The 18,153-nt window shown below is 38.2% G+C and carries 14 protein-coding genes; 8 read left to right on the top strand and 6 right to left on the bottom strand.

Translation table 11 applies throughout. From position 1 onward, the window contains the following. Positions 1-72: 72 nt before the first annotated feature. The 6 genes from ACP3T3_RS16210 to mfd form a co-directional block, all read right to left on the bottom strand. On the bottom strand, positions 73-1,005 hold the full coding sequence (locus tag ACP3T3_RS16210) for a hypothetical protein (protein WP_426476850.1): 933 nt from the start codon (positions 1,003-1,005) through the stop codon (positions 73-75). 99 nt (positions 1,006-1,104) lie between these two features. Further along, positions 1,105-1,980 carry a hypothetical protein gene (locus ACP3T3_RS16205; protein ID WP_426476849.1) on the bottom strand — a complete coding sequence of 292 codons (876 nt, stop codon included), beginning with the start codon at positions 1,978-1,980 and terminating at the stop codon, positions 1,105-1,107. A gap of 152 nt (positions 1,981-2,132) precedes the next feature. Further along, positions 2,133-2,870, bottom strand: a complete 738-nt coding sequence (locus ACP3T3_RS16200; RefSeq protein ID WP_426476848.1) for a hypothetical protein — start codon at positions 2,868-2,870, stop codon at positions 2,133-2,135. An 8-nt stretch (positions 2,871-2,878) separates the two neighbouring features. Then, positions 2,879-3,694: a hypothetical protein gene (locus ACP3T3_RS16195; protein ID WP_426476847.1), complete on the bottom strand. Its 816-nt coding sequence runs from the start codon at positions 3,692-3,694 to the stop codon at positions 2,879-2,881. Between the two features lie 2 nt (positions 3,695-3,696). Beyond that, positions 3,697-4,518: a hypothetical protein gene (locus tag ACP3T3_RS16190; RefSeq protein WP_426476846.1), complete on the bottom strand. Its 822-nt coding sequence runs from the start codon at positions 4,516-4,518 to the stop codon at positions 3,697-3,699. A 372-nt stretch (positions 4,519-4,890) separates the two neighbouring features. Further along, positions 4,891-8,259 (bottom strand): transcription-repair coupling factor, encoded by a 3,369-nt coding sequence (gene mfd / locus ACP3T3_RS16185; protein WP_426479981.1) that lies wholly within the window; start codon positions 8,257-8,259, stop codon positions 4,891-4,893. A gap of 248 nt (positions 8,260-8,507) precedes the next feature. Here mfd and ACP3T3_RS16180 point away from each other — a divergent pair, with 248 nt between their 5' ends. From ACP3T3_RS16180 to ACP3T3_RS16145, 8 genes are all read left to right on the top strand, one after another. Beyond that, entirely contained in the window at positions 8,508-8,903 is a 396-nt protein-coding gene (locus ACP3T3_RS16180; RefSeq protein ID WP_426476845.1) for a hypothetical protein, read from the top strand. A 185-nt stretch (positions 8,904-9,088) separates the two neighbouring features. After that, the gene (locus ACP3T3_RS16175; protein ID WP_426476844.1) at positions 9,089-9,385 is read left to right on the top strand and encodes a hypothetical protein; all 297 of its coding nucleotides are present in this window, start codon (positions 9,089-9,091) and stop codon (positions 9,383-9,385) included. Positions 9,386-9,518: 133 nt separating this feature from the next. After that, a complete protein-coding gene (locus ACP3T3_RS16170) occupies positions 9,519-11,018 on the top strand; it encodes a GH3 auxin-responsive promoter family protein (RefSeq protein ID WP_426476843.1) in 1,500 nt (499 codons plus the stop codon). Between the two features lie 69 nt (positions 11,019-11,087). Further along, entirely contained in the window at positions 11,088-11,450 is a 363-nt protein-coding gene (locus ACP3T3_RS16165) for a hypothetical protein (protein WP_426476842.1), read from the top strand. A gap of 92 nt (positions 11,451-11,542) precedes the next feature. Further along, a complete protein-coding gene (locus tag ACP3T3_RS16160; RefSeq protein ID WP_426476841.1) occupies positions 11,543-12,778 on the top strand; it encodes an MFS transporter in 1,236 nt (411 codons plus the stop codon). A gap of 303 nt (positions 12,779-13,081) precedes the next feature. Continuing rightward, on the top strand, positions 13,082-13,693 hold the full coding sequence (locus tag ACP3T3_RS16155; protein ID WP_426476840.1) for a hypothetical protein: 612 nt from the start codon (positions 13,082-13,084) through the stop codon (positions 13,691-13,693). Between the two features lie 28 nt (positions 13,694-13,721). Then, entirely contained in the window at positions 13,722-15,818 is a 2,097-nt protein-coding gene (locus ACP3T3_RS16150) for a T9SS type B sorting domain-containing protein (RefSeq protein WP_426476839.1), read from the top strand. Positions 15,819-15,917: 99 nt separating this feature from the next. After that, a complete protein-coding gene (locus ACP3T3_RS16145) occupies positions 15,918-18,065 on the top strand; it encodes a T9SS type B sorting domain-containing protein (RefSeq protein WP_426476838.1) in 2,148 nt (715 codons plus the stop codon). Positions 18,066-18,153 lie beyond the last annotated feature (88 nt).

Here is an 18,153-nt window from a genome sequence, read left to right as displayed (position 1 = left end):
AAATTAAGGGATAAAAAATAAAAAACTCAATCTTCGGAAAGATCGAGTTTAAATATTGTTAAAAAAATTCTTCTATTGTGGTTTGTAGATGTAATTAACGCCATATCCTTTTGTCATATACGTCTGGGGATCATAAACGTAATTGGTACTCTTTACAATCGGAGTTGGAATAGGTGGTGTAAGATCTGTTACCGACCATCTCTTAGGATTGTTTGGAGATAAAATAAGACTTTCTTTATCATTAATTACTGTAGATAATAATCTTGAGATTTTATATACGTGTGGCAACAGTGTGAAAGGGCTCACCTGATCATCATATGCATAATATTCGTAGCTATATTTCCTTGTAACCGCTCCAAATAAACCTCCTGACATTGTTCCGTAGTACCTTACTACTTTTGATACATTATCTCCTACATAGGTATAACTCGTCTTAGAATAATCTGTGAAATTAAGAGGAACTCCCGGAACATCCGGTCCATTTTTCATAATAATAGAATCCAGCTTTCCTGTAGAAGTACTGTACTTGATCTCATAAGCCGTTTTCTCTTTTCTCAATAATGTCTGTGGTCCCGAAGTAGTTGCCGGTGGCACAGGCGGAGGTCTTCTGAAGATCGAACGGCTTTCAGAAATAAGCTGCAGCCTGCTATTATTCGCGTAAGTGAATAATTGAGTGTAGGATACACTGTCTTTATCCAGTTTTCCGTTTCCGTCAAGATCCAGGAAACCATTGAAATTGACCTGGCTGATTTTATCACCACTGTACATAATATCGGTAATTGAAGCACTGTCTGTGATTACTTTAGTCACAAGAAGTCCGCTGTACTGATATTCTGCAATCGTATCTTTATCTGTAATTTCTCTGTATAATGCTCTGGGACCGCTTAATCCTCCTGTATTGTTAAGATCCAGCAATGGATTTCCGTCCTCATCCAGCATGTCCTTGCAGGAATGTACTGAGGAGAACCCTGCGATCAGTAAAATAAAATAGAAAATTTGTTTCATTTCCTTGTAATTGATTATTTTTTTGACAAATATAATTTTTTTTTGCCTAAAAATTGTATTATTATTTATATTCCGGTAAGATTAATAACTATATTTCTCCTATAAATTTTTATAGGTAAAAGTTAAATTCTGATTTTTCTCAATAGTTACATATCCCTGATTGTCATAAGAATAACTCTGAGATGTATTAACAGGAGCAGCTGGTGCCGGTAATTCTATAAACATTGAGGTAGGATTGTTCGGAGATATTTTATAGAACTGAGCCGGATTAATCAGACTTCGCGTGATGAAATAAACTGCCGGAAGTGTTGAATACGGACTTTTCTGAGCGTCATAGTTCTGAAAGCTATACTTGCTTACGACTGCCGTACCCATATTCGGGTTTCCGTTGATATCCAGAATACCTTTGGAACAAACTACCTGAATAACATTTTCTCCGTTATATACAAAGCTATAGTCTATAAACCTGTTATAGGCACTTATTCCTCCTTCTTTTCTCTTCTCAAGAATCTTGGTAAGCTTATTGGTAGTTGCATTATAGGTAAATGCATAATCACTTACAACAGAAACCGATGGAGTTGCTCCGGTTGCTGTAGAAGTAGCATTGTAAATCTTTTTACCTGTAGCATCAGGAACAATATTAAATTCATACACAAGGCTGGATGCGGCAGAACTCACATATTTAATTTTAGTAATATTTTTATTCGTATATGTTACCGTTCCCGTATAATAAGCACTTCCTGCAAAAAATTCATCTTTAGACACTGCAGTCTGTAAATCTCCGGTTACCGCTGTAGTAGTGTATTCTTCCTGGGTAACACTATTGGAACTTACCTTCGCCAAAATCTTTTTAGGAGGTGGTCCGTCATCCGGATTCGGGATGGATTCTGTAGGATCTGAGGTCGTATTACATGCTGTCAGCAGCCCAAGAAAAGCAATACCGGCAAACATTTTAAAAAAATAGTTTTTTACCATATAGAATTTTTTTAGCTTGTTCAAATATAATTCAATTTTTAATAATACACTTTACTTTATCTGAACAAATTCACAATAAATAGAGTTAATAAACAAAAAAAATCTAAAAACATAACGTTTTTAGATTTACGATTATTGTATGATTATGAAAATTAATAAGGCTGCAATATGGATGTTGTCAAAACAGACTGCGACATATCGCTATTGAGGAAGTTGGTATTCACTGCTGTTCCTACTCCAAGTGTAGACCCGGAAATAGCTCTTTTTGTACAGGCCACTTTAACTTTATAATCGTTTTTGGGCTGAAGGTTGGTGAGTGTAGCATTGAGATTAAAAATTTTATAGGCACCGGGATCTCCAAGCAGCACATCTGTTCTTACCGCTTTCAGCACATCATCTACAAATACGCCACAGGCAAAACTGGCAGAATTTGAACCTGTTTTCTGTACAGTGGTCTGAAATGAAAAAGTGGCTTTGTTTGTTTGATTGGTCACGGAGAAACTATCCATGGTTCCCGAAAGTACAATCCAATCAGTACCCAAGCCTATTCCTTCGTTATAAGGATTAGTCGGGCCATTGTTTCCGGAAAAGCTTACTCCTAATTTGTCTGAAACGGTATTAATTGAGAATACAGACATACTTCCCTGTCCATCGGCAATTTTTATTTCTTTCCAGTCGTTTGCATTCAGCACTGAATTATTATGAAATATGTAACCTGCTGTTCCGGCAGAGCCTTTCAGGATATCTGTGCCTCCTGTTCTTAATTCTTTCGCGATATTAAGATCTCCGTTCACATCCAGCATATTGGTAGGAGCAGGAGTATTAATACCCACCTGTGCATGAACAGCACCTGCCAGCAGCAGAGATGTTGTCAATAATATTTTTTTCATAATCAGCCTTAATTTATAATTGTATTAAACGTCTCCGGAACTTCGTATACATCCACCTTAAGAGAGGACTGTGAAATAAAGTCATTAATATTGCTATTGGTATTCGTTCCTATTGTAAGGATATTACCGGACGCTCCATAAGATCCCAGCCTTGTACAGGCGACATCTACATTATGAGTTCCTTTGGCAAGATTATCCACAATTCCAATCTGGGTATGGGTAAGAAAGGGATACGAAGTTGTGATCGCTTTTAAATTCCTCTGTCTCAGGTTGACCAGTTTGCCGTCCACAAAAATACCACAAGCATAGTCTATTGAAGTATCCGTTGAGCCTACTGCTCCAAAGTCAGCCTGAACCACTGTTTCAAACTGGAAGTATGCCTTACTCTGAGTACTGAATACGGTAATTTCTTTTGATAGACCGGTTATTTTTTTAAAGCTGGTAAGGCTGGTAAGTTCTTTTCCTTTGGTAAAAGTAGTTCCTCTTGAGGTAAAACTTACTGCAGAATCATCAGAAGATGTAAATGAAACCCCTACTTTATCTGAAAAAGAGTTATTATAGATCAGATAAAATTTATTGGGTTCATATTCAGGAATACGGAGAGATTTCCAGATAGGAGTAAAACCTTCTCCCCTTGAAACCAGCAGCTGATCATTATTCCCGTGGAATACGGTATTATCAGTACTTAGAATACCTATTTTGTTTCTGAAATTCACGTCTCCGTTTACGTCAAGTGTTGCCTTCGGAGCATTCGTCTTTATTCCTACCTGAGCCGTTACCAAAAGTCCCATGGTAAAAAGCAGTGTTGATAATATTTTTTTCATTATTAGTCGTTTTTATAGCTCACGTATTCAATAACATCCATCTTCATAGTAGACTCCAGAGTAAATGCACTGGATGCTCCGTTTGAAGACTGTACATTACGTCCGATTGCAAATTGTGAGCCTGCATTTGAAGTATCGATCTTTCTGCAAGCCACTTCAATATTATGAACTCCCACAGGAACATTCTGTTCAGTATAATTAAGAGTAAAAATATACTCCTGGAGACCAGCTTTACCGCTGTTATTATTAGAAGCAATTCTGTCAGGACGTACAGCCACTAAGGCGCCGTTTCTGAAAACACCACAGGCAAACCTGACACTTTCTATTGTGGTAGAGGATGGTGCTTTTATTTCAATTCCTGTCTGGAACTGATAGGTAAGCCTATTTTTGCCATTTTTGATCGCAAAAGAATTACTAAGACCGGCAATCTTTTTCCAGTTTCCCTTTGTAAGATCTGTGATATTATCTCCAACACTGTTTTTATAAATACCATCACCGCCAACATTATCACTCAGGGAGATGATACCCACCTGATCTGACGACAGATAAGAATTGATCAGCTTATACTGTCCCTCTTCCATAAAGGAAACATTCAAAGATTTCCATACAGGAGGTAATCCCTCACCCTGAGAAACCAGTACCTGGCCGTTTAACCCGGCATCTCCAGCCTGGGTTGAAGTTCCGCCTACTCTAAGTTCTTTTCTTAAGGTGGTTTTCCCGTTCACATCAAGAACAGATTTCGGTTTAGCGGTACCGATTCCCACCTGTGCGTTGGCGCAGAATGAAAGAAGTCCAGCCGCGCAGCAATATATAATTTTTTTCATAATAAGGACTACAAAGGTACATAATGAAGTCCAAAAAATTCCAGTTATACATCGCTAAACCTATAGAACTAAACACATTAGAGCATAGAATTAATCACACATAAAAGTAGAATTATTTCTACATAACTCTACTTTTAACGTATAATAAAAACAACATAAGGTCTCAAACCCTTACTGTGCGGGAATCTAAAGAATTCTTTTAATCATCGGAAAGTGATTTCAAACCCTTAAAAAAGGGCTTAATTCTCTTACGCAGGAATATTACAAAAGAAAAACATGATAACAATCACAAAAAAGCGTATAAAAATTTAATGTTTTTATACGCTTTTCATGAATTTTATAATTTTGTTTCCAACAAACAAAATATAAAATTTAATTATGTTCAATGATGGCTTTTAACAGGAGATTGACCTCGTCTACATTTTTAACCTTTTCCTTCCTCATCATCAGCTGGTTACCTTCTTTCCCGGGCTTCTCTTTAAGCTGCGCTTCAGCAGGATTGCGGGTCAGATAATTAATGATATGCCTGAATCTGTCTGTCTGATAAAATTTATCCTGAGGATTCCCCGGGAAGTACCCTAAAAACACCCCGTTTTTCATGACAATCTTCTCAAATCCGATATCAGCAGCAAGCCATTTCAGGGAAACACTCTTCAAAAGATTTACAGCTTCTTTAGGCAGCGCCCCAAAACGGTCGATAAGTTCCAGTTCAAACTGATGAAGATCTGCTTCATTATTGATCTCTGCAATTTTCTGATACAATAACAGCCTTTCTTCTGTATTGGAAATATATGAATCCGGCAGCATCAATTCTAAATCTGTATCGATATTGACATCCTTCACAGATTTGAAAAGCTTCTGTCTGTCTTCTTCATTTTCAAAAAGATTTTCAAAATCAGCATCATCTTTCAGCTCTTCCAAGGCTTCCTGCATCAGCTTCTGATAGGTTTCAAACCCCATTTCATTGATAAATCCACTCTGCTCAGCACCTAAAAGATCACCGGAACCACGGATCTCAAGATCTTTCATCGCAATCTGGAAACCGCTTCCCAAATCTGAAAACTGCTCAATGGCTTCCAGACGTTTTCTGGCATCAGAAGTCATCATATCGAAAGGAGGTGTTATCAGATAACAGAATGCTTTTCTATTACTCCGCCCTACTCTTCCCCTCATCTGGTGAAGGTCTGCCATACCAAACCGCTGCGCATCATTGATAAATATCGTATTGGCATTGGGAACATCTACTCCGCTTTCTACAATGGTAGTAGAGACCAGGACATCATATTTACCTTCCATAAAATCCAGGACATTCTTTTCCAGCTGTTTCCCTTCCATCTGTCCATGTCCTGTAATCACTCTTGCATCCGGTACCAGCCTCTGAATAAGTCCTGCAATATCTTTAAGGTTCTCAATTCTGTTATTGATAAAATACACCTGCCCGTCTCTCTGAATTTCGTAGGAAACCGCATCACGAATGATTTCTTCATTAAACCCGATCACCTGTGTATCTACAGGCTGCCTGTTAGGAGGTGGTGTTTTGATAACTGACAAATCCCTTGCAGCCATTAATGAAAACTGCAGAGTTCTCGGAATAGGAGTCGCCGTAAGGGTAAGGGTATCAACATTATTTTTCAGTGTTTTCAGTTTATCTTTTACCGAAACTCCGAATTTATGCTCTTCGTCAATAATCAGCAATCCCAGATCTTTAAATTTGACGGAACTGCTCACCAACTGATGGGTTCCGATGATGATATCTACTTTTCCGTTCTTCAGAGCTTCTAAAGTTTCAGATTTCTGCTTAGCTGTTCTGAATCTGTTAACATAAGAAACATTGACCGGAAAGTCTTTAAGCCTTTCTTTGAAACTTCTGTAATGCTGGAAAGCAAGAATGGTTGTCGGCACCAGCACGGCAACCTGTTTGCCATCTGTAGCGGCTTTAAAGGCAGCCCTGATCGCCACTTCCGTTTTACCGAATCCTACGTCTCCGCAAACAAGCCTGTCCATAACCGTATCTGCTTCCATATCTCTTTTTACATCTACAGTAGCCTTTTCCTGATCCGGAGTATCTTCGTAGATAAAACTGGCTTCCAATTCGTTCTGCAGATAGGAATCCGGCGTGTAAGCAAATCCTTTTGCTGTTTTTCGCTGGGCATATAATTTAATGAGGTCAAAAGCAATCTGCTTAACTTTCGCTTTCGTTTTCTGTTTTAAAGATTTCCAGGTTGGAGATCCCAGTTTGCTCAATACAATTTCTCTTCCGTCGGGGCCATTATACTTGGAAATTTTATGCAGTGAATGAATGCTTACATATAATAAGTCTCCGTTTTTATAGGTTAGCTTAAAACATTCCTGAATCTTACCGTCATTATTTACTTTTACCAATCCCATAAATTTCCCGATTCCATGATCAATATGGGCAATATAATCTCCAACCTTCAGAGACATCAGGTCTTTCAGGGTCAGCTGTTCAGATTTCGCAAAAGTATTTTTAGCTTTATACCTCTGGTAGCGGTCAAAGATCTGGTGATCAGTATACACCATGAGTTTGTGGCCATTGTCTACAAATCCTTCATGAAGCTCAGACTTAAAGCTTTTGAAAGGAAGCTCATGTTCAAGCTCTTCAAAAATAGATTCCAGCCGTTCTTTCTGTTTTTCTGTAGAAAAGGAAATCCATGTATCAAATCCGTCATTCTGCTTTTCTTCAATGTCTTCTATCAGCAGTTCAAAGTTTTTATGAAAAGAAGGTTGTGGAAGCTGTTCCATCCTGACTTCCGCCATTTCCTTCAACCCTTCAATCATGATTCCTCCAAAATCAATGGTTTTGAATTTTTTATAATCAAACAAGAACTCCTGATCAGAAATGAAAAGTTCCTGAGGAGTTCTGTGGGCAATATCTTTATTGAGTGTATCATATTTCTCCAGAGACTTTTCGTAAAATGATCTGATTTTCTGCATTCCCACCATTCCGTTTCTGGAAACTACAAAACTTTCTTCAGGCAGTAACTGCAGCAAAGAAACCCTGGTTGCGGTCACTGAAAAGTTCATATTGGAAACCAATTGAAAATCTTTTACCTTATCTACCGAAAGCTGTGTTTCAATATCAAAGGTTTTAATGCTTTCTACTTCATTCCCAAAGAAGGTAATTCTGTACGGCTTTTCGTGTGAGTAGGAAAAAACATCTACGATCCCTCCCCTTACCGAAAACTCTCCCGGCTCGGAAACGAAATCAGCCTGCTGGAAATGATAACGATTAAGCAGCTCATCTACAAAATCAAAATCCAGCTGATCACCCACTTTAATATGATGAGAAATAGCTTTAAAATCTTCTTTTTTCAAAACCTTTTCAGACAAGGCTCCGGCGTAGGCCACAATAACTTTCGGGGATCTTCCTGAATTGATTTTATTTAAAACCTCAGTTCTTAAAACAAGATTGGCATTTTGGGTCTTTTCCACCTGATAAGGCTCAAGATGGGTAGCAGGAAAATACAGCACCTTATCCTTTCCCAGAAGATCTTCCACCTCAGTATTGGCATACAATGCATCTTCCTTATCATCTACAAGATAAAGAATATTTTTCTTCCGGGCCAAAAAGAGCTCTGCCACGAAAATAGAAACTGAAGATCCGGCACTTCCTTTTACGGCAATATGCTGATTATTTTCTAACTGGGTAAAAATTTCTTTCCCAAACTCTTTCTGCATAAGGTCTGGAAGAAACTTTTCATTGATGGATTTTAACTGCATAGATAGTAATGGTATAAACGACAAAAGCGATTTCGGGAGTTTTCCGAAACCGTTGCTGAAATACAAAGATACGGATATTTTTTTCTTTGCTTAAAAACCTAACGGACTTTTAGATTTAAAACAACCAATCAGCCAATAAATCTTAATTTTTTACAATTTTATTTAATAACCTGTTAAAAAAAATCAACTAATTTCTCCATGGCATAGTGTTTGGCATTTCCAGTTTATCAAACATTAAGAATAATATTATGAAAAAAGCAATTAAAATCTTAGGAGTTATGATGCTGTTGGTATTTACAGCATTATCTTTTTCGTCGTGCAGTAAAGATGACGACCCGGTAAACAATGAATTTTTTGCCGGAACCTATAAAGGAAAGATTACGTATAACGATGGAGGTTCTACCAATATCAGCACGGATAACGGAAGCGTATTTGTAACCAAGATTGCCAGCGGTACCAAGTATAATTTTGCTTTCTCAAACAGTATTCCGGATCTTAACGGAATAGAGTTTAACCAGGAAGGAGATCATACCCTGGTAATGGTTGGTTCTACAGCAACTTCTTATATCAGAATTGACAACAATACTTTAAAAATCTTATTTGCAAAAGACGGCAAGACATGGACAGCTAACTGTACACGCTAGATTTGTCTATTTATATATTATATTATGTAGCCTGTCTTCATCATTGAAGGCAGGCTTTTTCGTTGTAAATGAAGCGTTTTAATTTTTTTTTAAGCTGTAATAAACTTTAGTTAAGTTTAAAAATACAAATTTTATAGCCTGCTTTTTGTATATCTTTATTCAACAAAAAGCAAACAATAATTCTTATGAAAAAATTCTTATCTGCAATGTCTCTGATCCTGGGATTAGGACTTGCCACTGCCCAGCAGACTGCTCCCGCTAAAAGCACTCCTGCTCATCCACCTGTAAAAGCAACGGCTGCACAGGCTGCTAAACCAGCAGAAACAAAAGCGGCTAAACCGGCAATGGATGCAAAAGCAGCGAAGCCTGCACAACTGGCTGCCAAGATGAAAAAAGACGGTACTCCGGATAAGAGATATAAAGAAAACAAACATCTGAAAAAAGACGGTACTCCGGACAAAAGATACAAAGCAAACAAATAAGCACAACATTAACATATAGTTGTTATTTTCATAATCAAATTTCGAAAAGCCGATGGATATTCTATCGGTTTTTTTATATGAAGCTTCGTAAAAAAATGATTCCAGATTCTCTACTTATTTATAAATTTGACCCATGTTAAACTTCTTCAAGAAAAATGCAGCGCTGATCTGGGCAAAGAAACATGTTCAAAAAGCTGAGGATTTCAAAAAAAATGCTGAGAAAAACCAGGAAAATCTGTTAATTTCCCTGGTAAGTACCGCCCAAAAAACACTCTTTGGGCGTGAACATGATTTTGAAAACATCCGTTCTGTAAAAGAATACCAGGACAGAGTCCCTGTAGCAGACTATGAAGATCTGAAGCCTTATATTGAAAGGGTAAAAAAAGGACAAGCCAATATTCTCTGGCCGGAAACTCCAGAGTATTTTGCCAAAACGTCCGGAACTACTTCAGGAGCTAAATATATCCCGATTTCTAAAGAAGGAATGCCGTTTCAGATTGCCGGAGCCCAAAGCGCCCTTTTCCACTATATCAGCAAAAGGAACAACGCAGATTTCGTAAATGGGAAAATGATTTTTCTTCAGGGCAGCCCTGAGCTGGAAGAAGTCTTCGGAATAAAAACAGGAAGACTGTCCGGTATTGTGGCACACCATATTCCCAAATACCTTCAAAAAAACCGTCTGCCAAGCTGGGAAACCAATATTATGGAAGACTGGGAAGCCAAAGTAGATAAAATCATTGAGGAAACAGAACATGAAAACATGACTCTGATCTCAGGAATCCCGCCATGGCTGATCATGTATTTTGAGAAGTTAACGGAAAAACACGGCAAAAAGGTCAAACAGCTTTTCCCTAATCTTCAGCTTATTGTTACCGGAGGTGTCAATTATGAGCCATATCGTGATAAAATGGAAGAATTACTGGGTGGCAGAGTAGATATTGTTCAGACTTTTCCTGCCTCTGAAGGCTTTTTTGCTTTTCAGGATGATTATACCAAAGAGGGACTTCTGTTATTGACTAACCATGGAATTTTCTATGAGTTTATTCCTTTGGAAGAATATGGAAAACCAGAGGCAAGAAGATTAACCTTACAGGAAATTGAACTCCATAAAGATTACGCGCTGATTCTCACCACCAATTCCGGGTTATGGGCTTATTCTATAGGAGATGTTGTGAGATTTATCAGTAAAGATCCATACAGGCTTCTCGTAAGCGGAAGAACAAAGCATTTTACTTCGGCATTCGGGGAACACGTGATTGCTTTTGAGGTAGAAGAAGCAATGAAGGCAGCGCTTGAAAAATATCCGGCACAGATTACCGAATTTCATCTTGCTCCACAGGTAAATCCGGCTGAAGGACTTCCTTATCACGAATGGCTGATTGAATTTGAAAAGGAGCCTGAGCACTTAGAAGCATTCAGAGATGAGCTGGACAGGCAGCTTCGGGCGAGAAATACTTATTATGATGATTTGATTTCGGGAAATATTTTACAGCAATTACAGATTACAAGGCTTCAAAAGAATGCCTTCCATGAATATGCCAAGTCACAGGGAAAACTGGGAGGACAAAACAAGACACCGAGATTGGCAAATGACAGAAAGATTGCAGATCTATTAGAAATTTACAAATTTTAGTTATATTTTTTCAATTCCAAAAACATATATTCAAAAAAAATTATAAATTTGAAAAACTAAAAGAAAATAATGAAAGCATCTGTACTGTTGAAATCATCTTTACTAACGTCTTTATTTGTTATTACGTCTTGTGCAACGACAAAATACAGCGAAGATATTTCAAAAAACAACTACTCCAATCTTGAAGCCGGAAAAATATACAAAGTAACGATGAGAGATGGCTCTCCGAAGCAGACCATTTTATTCCGAAATGTCGTTGGCGATAATATTGTAGGTACAGCGGGTAAAAAAGACAGTACAGAAGTAATTATTCCTAAAGCCAATGTAGCTGCTGTAAAAGACAGAAGAAAGGCAAGAATTGCTGCCGGAGCCACTATTATCGGTGCGGCGGGAGTTGCGGCAATAGTTCTTAGTTCTTCAAGAGCTGACTAAAATAGATTTTATCTTTCGGAAGATATTTACTATATCTTTTAAAAATCAACATATGAATAGCCTTAAATAAATTTTTAGGGCTATTTTTGTTCATGATTTCCTTTACCCCGTTACAAACATTACAAAATGTTGAGTTCAGAAATCTTCTTACCGGGAGATTTTTTATTGTTTTAGCTTTCAGAATGCTTGCCACTTTATTAGGATGGTGGGTATATCAATTAACAAAAGATCCTTTTTCAATAGGTCTTATAGGACTTTCAGAGGTAATTCCTGCTGTAAGCTGTGCGCTGTATGCCGGACATGTTATTGATATGAATGAGAAAAAAAGACTGCTTCTCATCTGTAATTATGCTTATATTTTTCTGATCGGGCTCCTGCTGATTCCGGCCTTTCTGGATGTAGAAATGCATTTCACCGGCCATCAGATTACCTATTATATTTATGGGGTTATCTTTTTTACGGGAATAGCAAGAGCTTTTATTGGTCCTATTGTTCCTTCCATGATCCCTACAATCGTAAAAAAAGAAAATCTTCCCAACGCAGTTACCCTGAACCAGGCAACTTTCCTGATATCTTCTGTTTGCGGGCATGCTGCAGGTGGTGTTCTTATTGGATTTATCGGCGTAAAGTGGACATTGGTTGTTATTATATCATTAATATTTGTTGCCTCATTGTTTTTCTGGCAGCTTCATAAACAGCATTCGGAATACAAAAAGGAAACTGTAAATGTGGTGGAAAGCATGCGTGAGGGTATCTCTTATATTTTTAAAACGAAAGAGATATTAGGGGCTTTATGTCTTGATATGTTTGCGGTGCTTTTTGGCGGTGCAGTAGCTATGATCCCTGTATTTGCCACGGATATTTTAAATTCGGGAGCAGAAGGCTTCGGCTTGCTGAATGCTGCTTCAGATATTGGTTCCATGTGTATCATAACTATTTTATCTGTTGTTCCGCTTCGAAAAAATCAGGGAAAAATCCTTCTTGCGGTTGTTACCGGATTCGGGCTTTGCATTATCGGGTTCGGGTTATCCAAATTGTACTGGCTCTCTTTTATGTTTCTTGTCATGAGCGGAATGCTTGACGGAATTTCTGTGGTTATCCGGGGTACAATTGTACAGCTAAAAACACCCGATCATATAAGAGGAAGGGTTCTGAGTGTCAATTCAATTTTCATTATGTCCAGTAATGAAATGGGACAGTTTGAAAGCGGGCTCATGGCCAAATTACTAGGCGTGGTACGTTCTGTGGTATTCGGGGGCTGCATGACCGTTTTGGTTGCTTTGTTTGTGGGAAGCACCAACCCTAAGCTGAGAAAAATGCAATATTAATTTATTGTTTATCAATCTATTTAAAATCGTATACGAAAAAAATCGTAATTCGAAATACTTAAAATCAGAATAGAACGTTTTCTATTCTGATTTTACTTTTATAGCTGTTTTTTTTAAGTTTATAAAAGAATTAAATCTTAAATATCTATCAAAATCACCAATATGTTTACGATGTTCACAGAATTCAACCGAAAGAATAAAATACAATATTAAAAACCAATACATTAGTTTCATTAAATATATCTCAAAATCTTTAATTTAACGTTAATAATTTTTTATATTTGCCTTTATAATATATCCCTTATGACTAAACTTTTACTAATTTTGGGCTTTCTCATTGTAAATTGCTGGACAAAAGCCCAGTCCTTTACTGACAAAGCGCTAAACCAAGCCGTCTTGCAGCTCAATGCTTCCAAAACCGCCAGTGATTATGACATTGTTTTCAATAAATTTTCAGGAGCAAAAACTTCAGAAACATTACAGGCTAATTATTATGCTGCTGTCGCTTTATACCTTAAAAATGAAACCCTGCTAAAGAAAGCATCAGGAGCAAGCCTGTCAGATGACAATGCTTTAGCCAGAAAAATAGCCACAGGAACATGGACTGCACAAAGAGATCATGCTGAAATCAATATATTATTAGGGTTACTGTATGTTCAGAAAATGCAGATTGATGGTTCTCAAAACAATCAGCCGGACCTGGATGTCATCTCTCAAAGTCTGGCAAAAGCTGAAGCCAACTCTGCGAACAATCCTAGACTAACTGTTCTTCAGGCAAAAATCAAAGAAAAAGCAGGTGATAAATCCAATGCTGACATTTTATATCGTAAGGCTTTAGGCGAATTTTCCAACCAAAGTCCTTCAGACAGCAAATCTCCTACATGGGGAAAGCAACTGATAACTTCTGTACAATAATCTGAAGATAAAAATTAAAATGACCAACATGAAAAAATATCTACTTATTTTTCTATTTTTTGTAGCTCAAATGGCTTTTGCGCAGCAGGACTGTGCTACTGCCATACCGATATGCAGCGATGCAGCCATTTCCCTTAAACCTAACGGATGGGGAAATATTAAAGAAGGCCAGGTAGGCTGTCTGGGTCCTAATGGAGAGAGTAATTCCATATGGCTTACTTTCAGCATAGAGACTGCCGGGACACTGACTTTTGTAGTAACTCCTACAGGTCCCACTGCAGTAGGGATTGATTATGATTTTGCCCTGTATGGACCCAATCATAACTGTGCCAATACAACAGCTACACCATTAAGGTGTTCTTATGCCGGCGTTAATGGAACCATCATCAACCCTACCGGGCTTAACATGACCTCTACCGAGACAACTGAAGGAAGTGGTGGTGATGGTTATGTAAAATATATTGATGTGCTTCCCGGACAAGTGTATCATCTTCTCTTAAATAATTATTCTATAGACATTGCCCCATTTACCTTAACTTTTGGAGGAACGGCTAAGCTTCTTACTCCATTTGACCATAATTCGGCACAGGTTTATCAGCCAAATCCGTTTTTACAGCCGGGTCCTACCCAAAACGGAGAGATCCCGGTATGCGGTAAAATTGTAAACTATGATTTTTCTACACTTTCCTCACAGATCTTAAATGGCAACTCTAATTTCTCAGTAAAATATTACGCTTCACCAACAGATGCACTAGACGATACCAACGCAATTACTACACCTATAAATATTAATGTAGCAACAACTTATACTTATGCAATCAGCTATGTTGATCCGAACAGCTCAACCAGTTTCTTAAACCAGTGTAGAGAATATGGACAGATAAAATTTCTTGATAAATCTTTTACACTGAATCCCGCAACACTTACTTCCTGCAGCAACAACAATTCAGGGACTGCAATGTATGACCTCTCTACAGCAACTGTAGGAGCTGCTCCTAATCACATATTAAAGTATTATCCTTCAATGTATGATCTTAATAACGGAACTAATGAGATCACCAATCCTTACATGTTTGTTTCGGCAGAAGGGTCAGTTTTTGTAAAAGCAATCAACGAATTTGGCTGTACAGCGTCCGCAGAAATTACGCTTAAATTTTATCCTTTGGTTACAGCAGCAGATGCTTCACTCAGATCATGCTTCATAGAGTCAAACCCATCTACAGCTTTATTCAATCTTGCTAATGCTCCGGTAACAAGCCCTACGGGAACTACAACCAAGAGATACTTCCCATCGCTAACCGATGCAATAGATGCAACAAATGAAATTTTAGGATTTACCAATTATATTGCTCCGAATGGATTTGTATACGTTAGAGTATCAGATACCCGAGGATGTTATACCGTTGCAAAAATCACCCTGACAGTGATTGCTCCGGTAACCTCTAATGTTCTGAAGGACAAAGTTATCTGTATAGAAGACACCACAACTTTAGATGCCGGGCCTGGATTCAAAAGCTATGAATGGAGTACGGGAGCTACAACACAATCTATCAAAGATGTGGGAGTAGGCACTTACTGGGTAAAATTAAAGACAGGAGAATGTATTGCCACTCAAAAGGTAACGGTATATCCTTCTGAACAGCCGGTTGTAACAAACATTGATGTTTCCAACACTACATTAACAGTCAATGTTAACGGAGGAACACCGGATTACCAGTATTCTATGGATAAAATCTTATGGCAGACCTCCAATACATTCTCTAATGTAGCAAGAGGAACATACAAAGTGTATGTAAAAGATGCTTATGACTGTGAGCCTATTGAAGTTACAGTAGTGGTTCCTAATCTTATTAATATGATTACGCCAAACGGAGATGGTGTGAATGATGTGGTAGATTACTCTGCTATGGCAGGCAAACAAAATCTTGTATTGAGCATTTTTGACAGATATGGAACAAAGATCCACCAGGGAGACAAGTCAAACGGATACAAATGGGATGGAACAATTGCCGGCAAGAAAATTCCGACAGGTACATACTGGTATTCTGTAACATGGAATGAGAATGACAAAAAGAACACCCCTTTCAAGTTCTCGGGTTGGATTGTTGTAAAAAACAGAGAATAAACCTTTCGATATAAAAGCCGCTTTGGCGGCTTTTTCTTTTGCAAATAATGATAAAAATTTATTGAATTTCTAGTTTGTTTAACAAAAATAGTTTTAACAATGAAAAAAATATTACTTCTTTTTATTTTATTGATAACACAAATGGCCTTTGCACAGTCAGACTGTATCACAGCAATTCCTATCTGTGGTAACTCTGACATTTCTTATACCCCTTCAGGGCCGGGAAATATCATAGAAGTTCTTAATCAAAACGGGGGATGCCTCAGCACCAATGAAAGATATACCGTATGGTACACTTTCACGGTATCTACACCAGGTACGCTTGCGTTTAAAATAAAGCCTAACGACCAGAGCGATGATTATGATTTCGCAGTGTATGGCCCCACAACAAACGGCTGTGCTTCTTTACAGAATGCTGATCATGTTTTCATCCAGCCAATAAGATGTAACTATAGCGGTACTCCGGGAGACACAGGTCTGGATCTTGCTCTTGCTCCACCTGCAGTATTCCCTACCAACCCTCCTGGTACTACAGCCAGTATGAACAATGGTAAATGGAGCCCTTATATGAATGTGCTGGTAGGTCAAACATATTATTTGGTCATTGACAACTACAGTAGATCAGTGAATGGTTTCTCTTTAGAATGGTCAGGTACGGCAAGCTTAAGCTCTGCATTTAATGATCCGGTTTTGTCCCCTAACCCATTCATCACTCCGGGTATTCCGGGAGCCGGCCCCAATGATCCAAGCCAGGTAATGGTTTGTGCGCTGCCTACTCAGTTTGATTTTTCAACACTTTCAGCAGCTATTATTAACGGTAACAGTTCTAACTTTGCAGTTAGTTATCACAAAACAACCAACGATGCCCTTACAGGACAAAACCCACTTACTATAACCACTGTAGACGGGACAACTACATACTATTACCGAATTGTTTACCACGATCCTACAAACCCAAACAATCCTATCAACGGATGTTTCATTACCGGGAAATTTAAGTTTGTCAATGCAGGTATCACAGCCAATTCTGCTACCCTATATTCCTGTAACAATAATGGCGCCGGTACTGCCAACTATAATTTAACAACAGCCAATGTATTTGGAGGCTTGGGAGCAACGATTAAGTATTACGCTACCGTTGCTGATATGAATGCAGACATCAATGAAATTACCGATCCTACGAATTACGTTTCTGCTGAAACAACAATATATGTAAAAGTTGTTTCTACCTTCGGATGTATTGCAACCACTACAATCAGACTCCTATTCCATCCAACGGTAGTATTGAAAGATGCTGTACTTCAAAACTGTTATATTGACAATGATGTTACCCGTTCAACATTCGATCTTTCTAAAGCTGATATCGGAGTAGCCGTTCCAACCCCTACCGGAACCATCATTAAATATTATACATCAGTAGCTGATGCCAAAGCGCAGACCAATCCTATTACAGCAGCATTAAATTATCTTTCCGAAAGCAAAACGGTATATGTAAGAGTAGACAATAACAAACAATGTTATTCCATTGCCAAGATAGAACTGATCGTATTACCTCCTGTAAAATCTGCCGTACTAAAAGATAAAACAATTTGTGCAGAAGCCAAAACCACTCTGGATGCAGGACCTGGATTTGTAAGCTACGAATGGAGCACAGGTGAAACTACACAATCTATCAGCAATGTAGGGGTAGGTGCTTATTGGGTAAAACTTCAGACCGGAAAATGTTTCACACTTCAGGAAGTACGTGTACATCCGAGTCTTCAGCCGGTAATCTCAGGAATAGAAATCACCAATAACAACATCACGGTAACCGCTACAGGCGGAGTTCCTCCTTACAAATATTCTGTTGATGGTGTTACATGGCAGGATTCCAATATATTCACAGGACTTCCAAGAGGAGAGAATACGATATATGTAAAAGATACCTACAACTGTACTCCTGTTCAGGTGACTGTGACTGTTCCTAACCTTATTAACGCAATTACACCGAACGGAGACAACGTAAATGATGCTATCGACTATTCAGCCTTAGCATATAAGAAGAACCTTATCTTCATTGTATATGACAGATATGGAAACAAACTTCATGAAGCTAACAGAATGAGCAACTTCACATGGGACGGAACAGCTTTCGGTAAGAAAATTCCAACCGGAACTTACTGGTACACCATCTCCTGGAATGAAAATGATAAAAACAATACCGAAACCAAATATTCCGGATGGGTATTGGTAAAAAACAAAGAATAAGCTTGGCGACCTCTTTATTGCAAAATCACCTCAGACCGGGGTGATTTTTTTATCAACAACTGCAACCTCCTGTTTACAGTATTTTCCG

The sequence above is a fragment of the Chryseobacterium sp. CBSDS_008 genome (assembly GCF_049959325.1).
GTDB lineage: Bacteria > Bacteroidota > Bacteroidia > Flavobacteriales > Weeksellaceae > Chryseobacterium.
The sequence above is the reverse complement of the archived record's forward strand: the minus strand, read 5'-3'. Positions and strand labels throughout refer to the sequence as shown.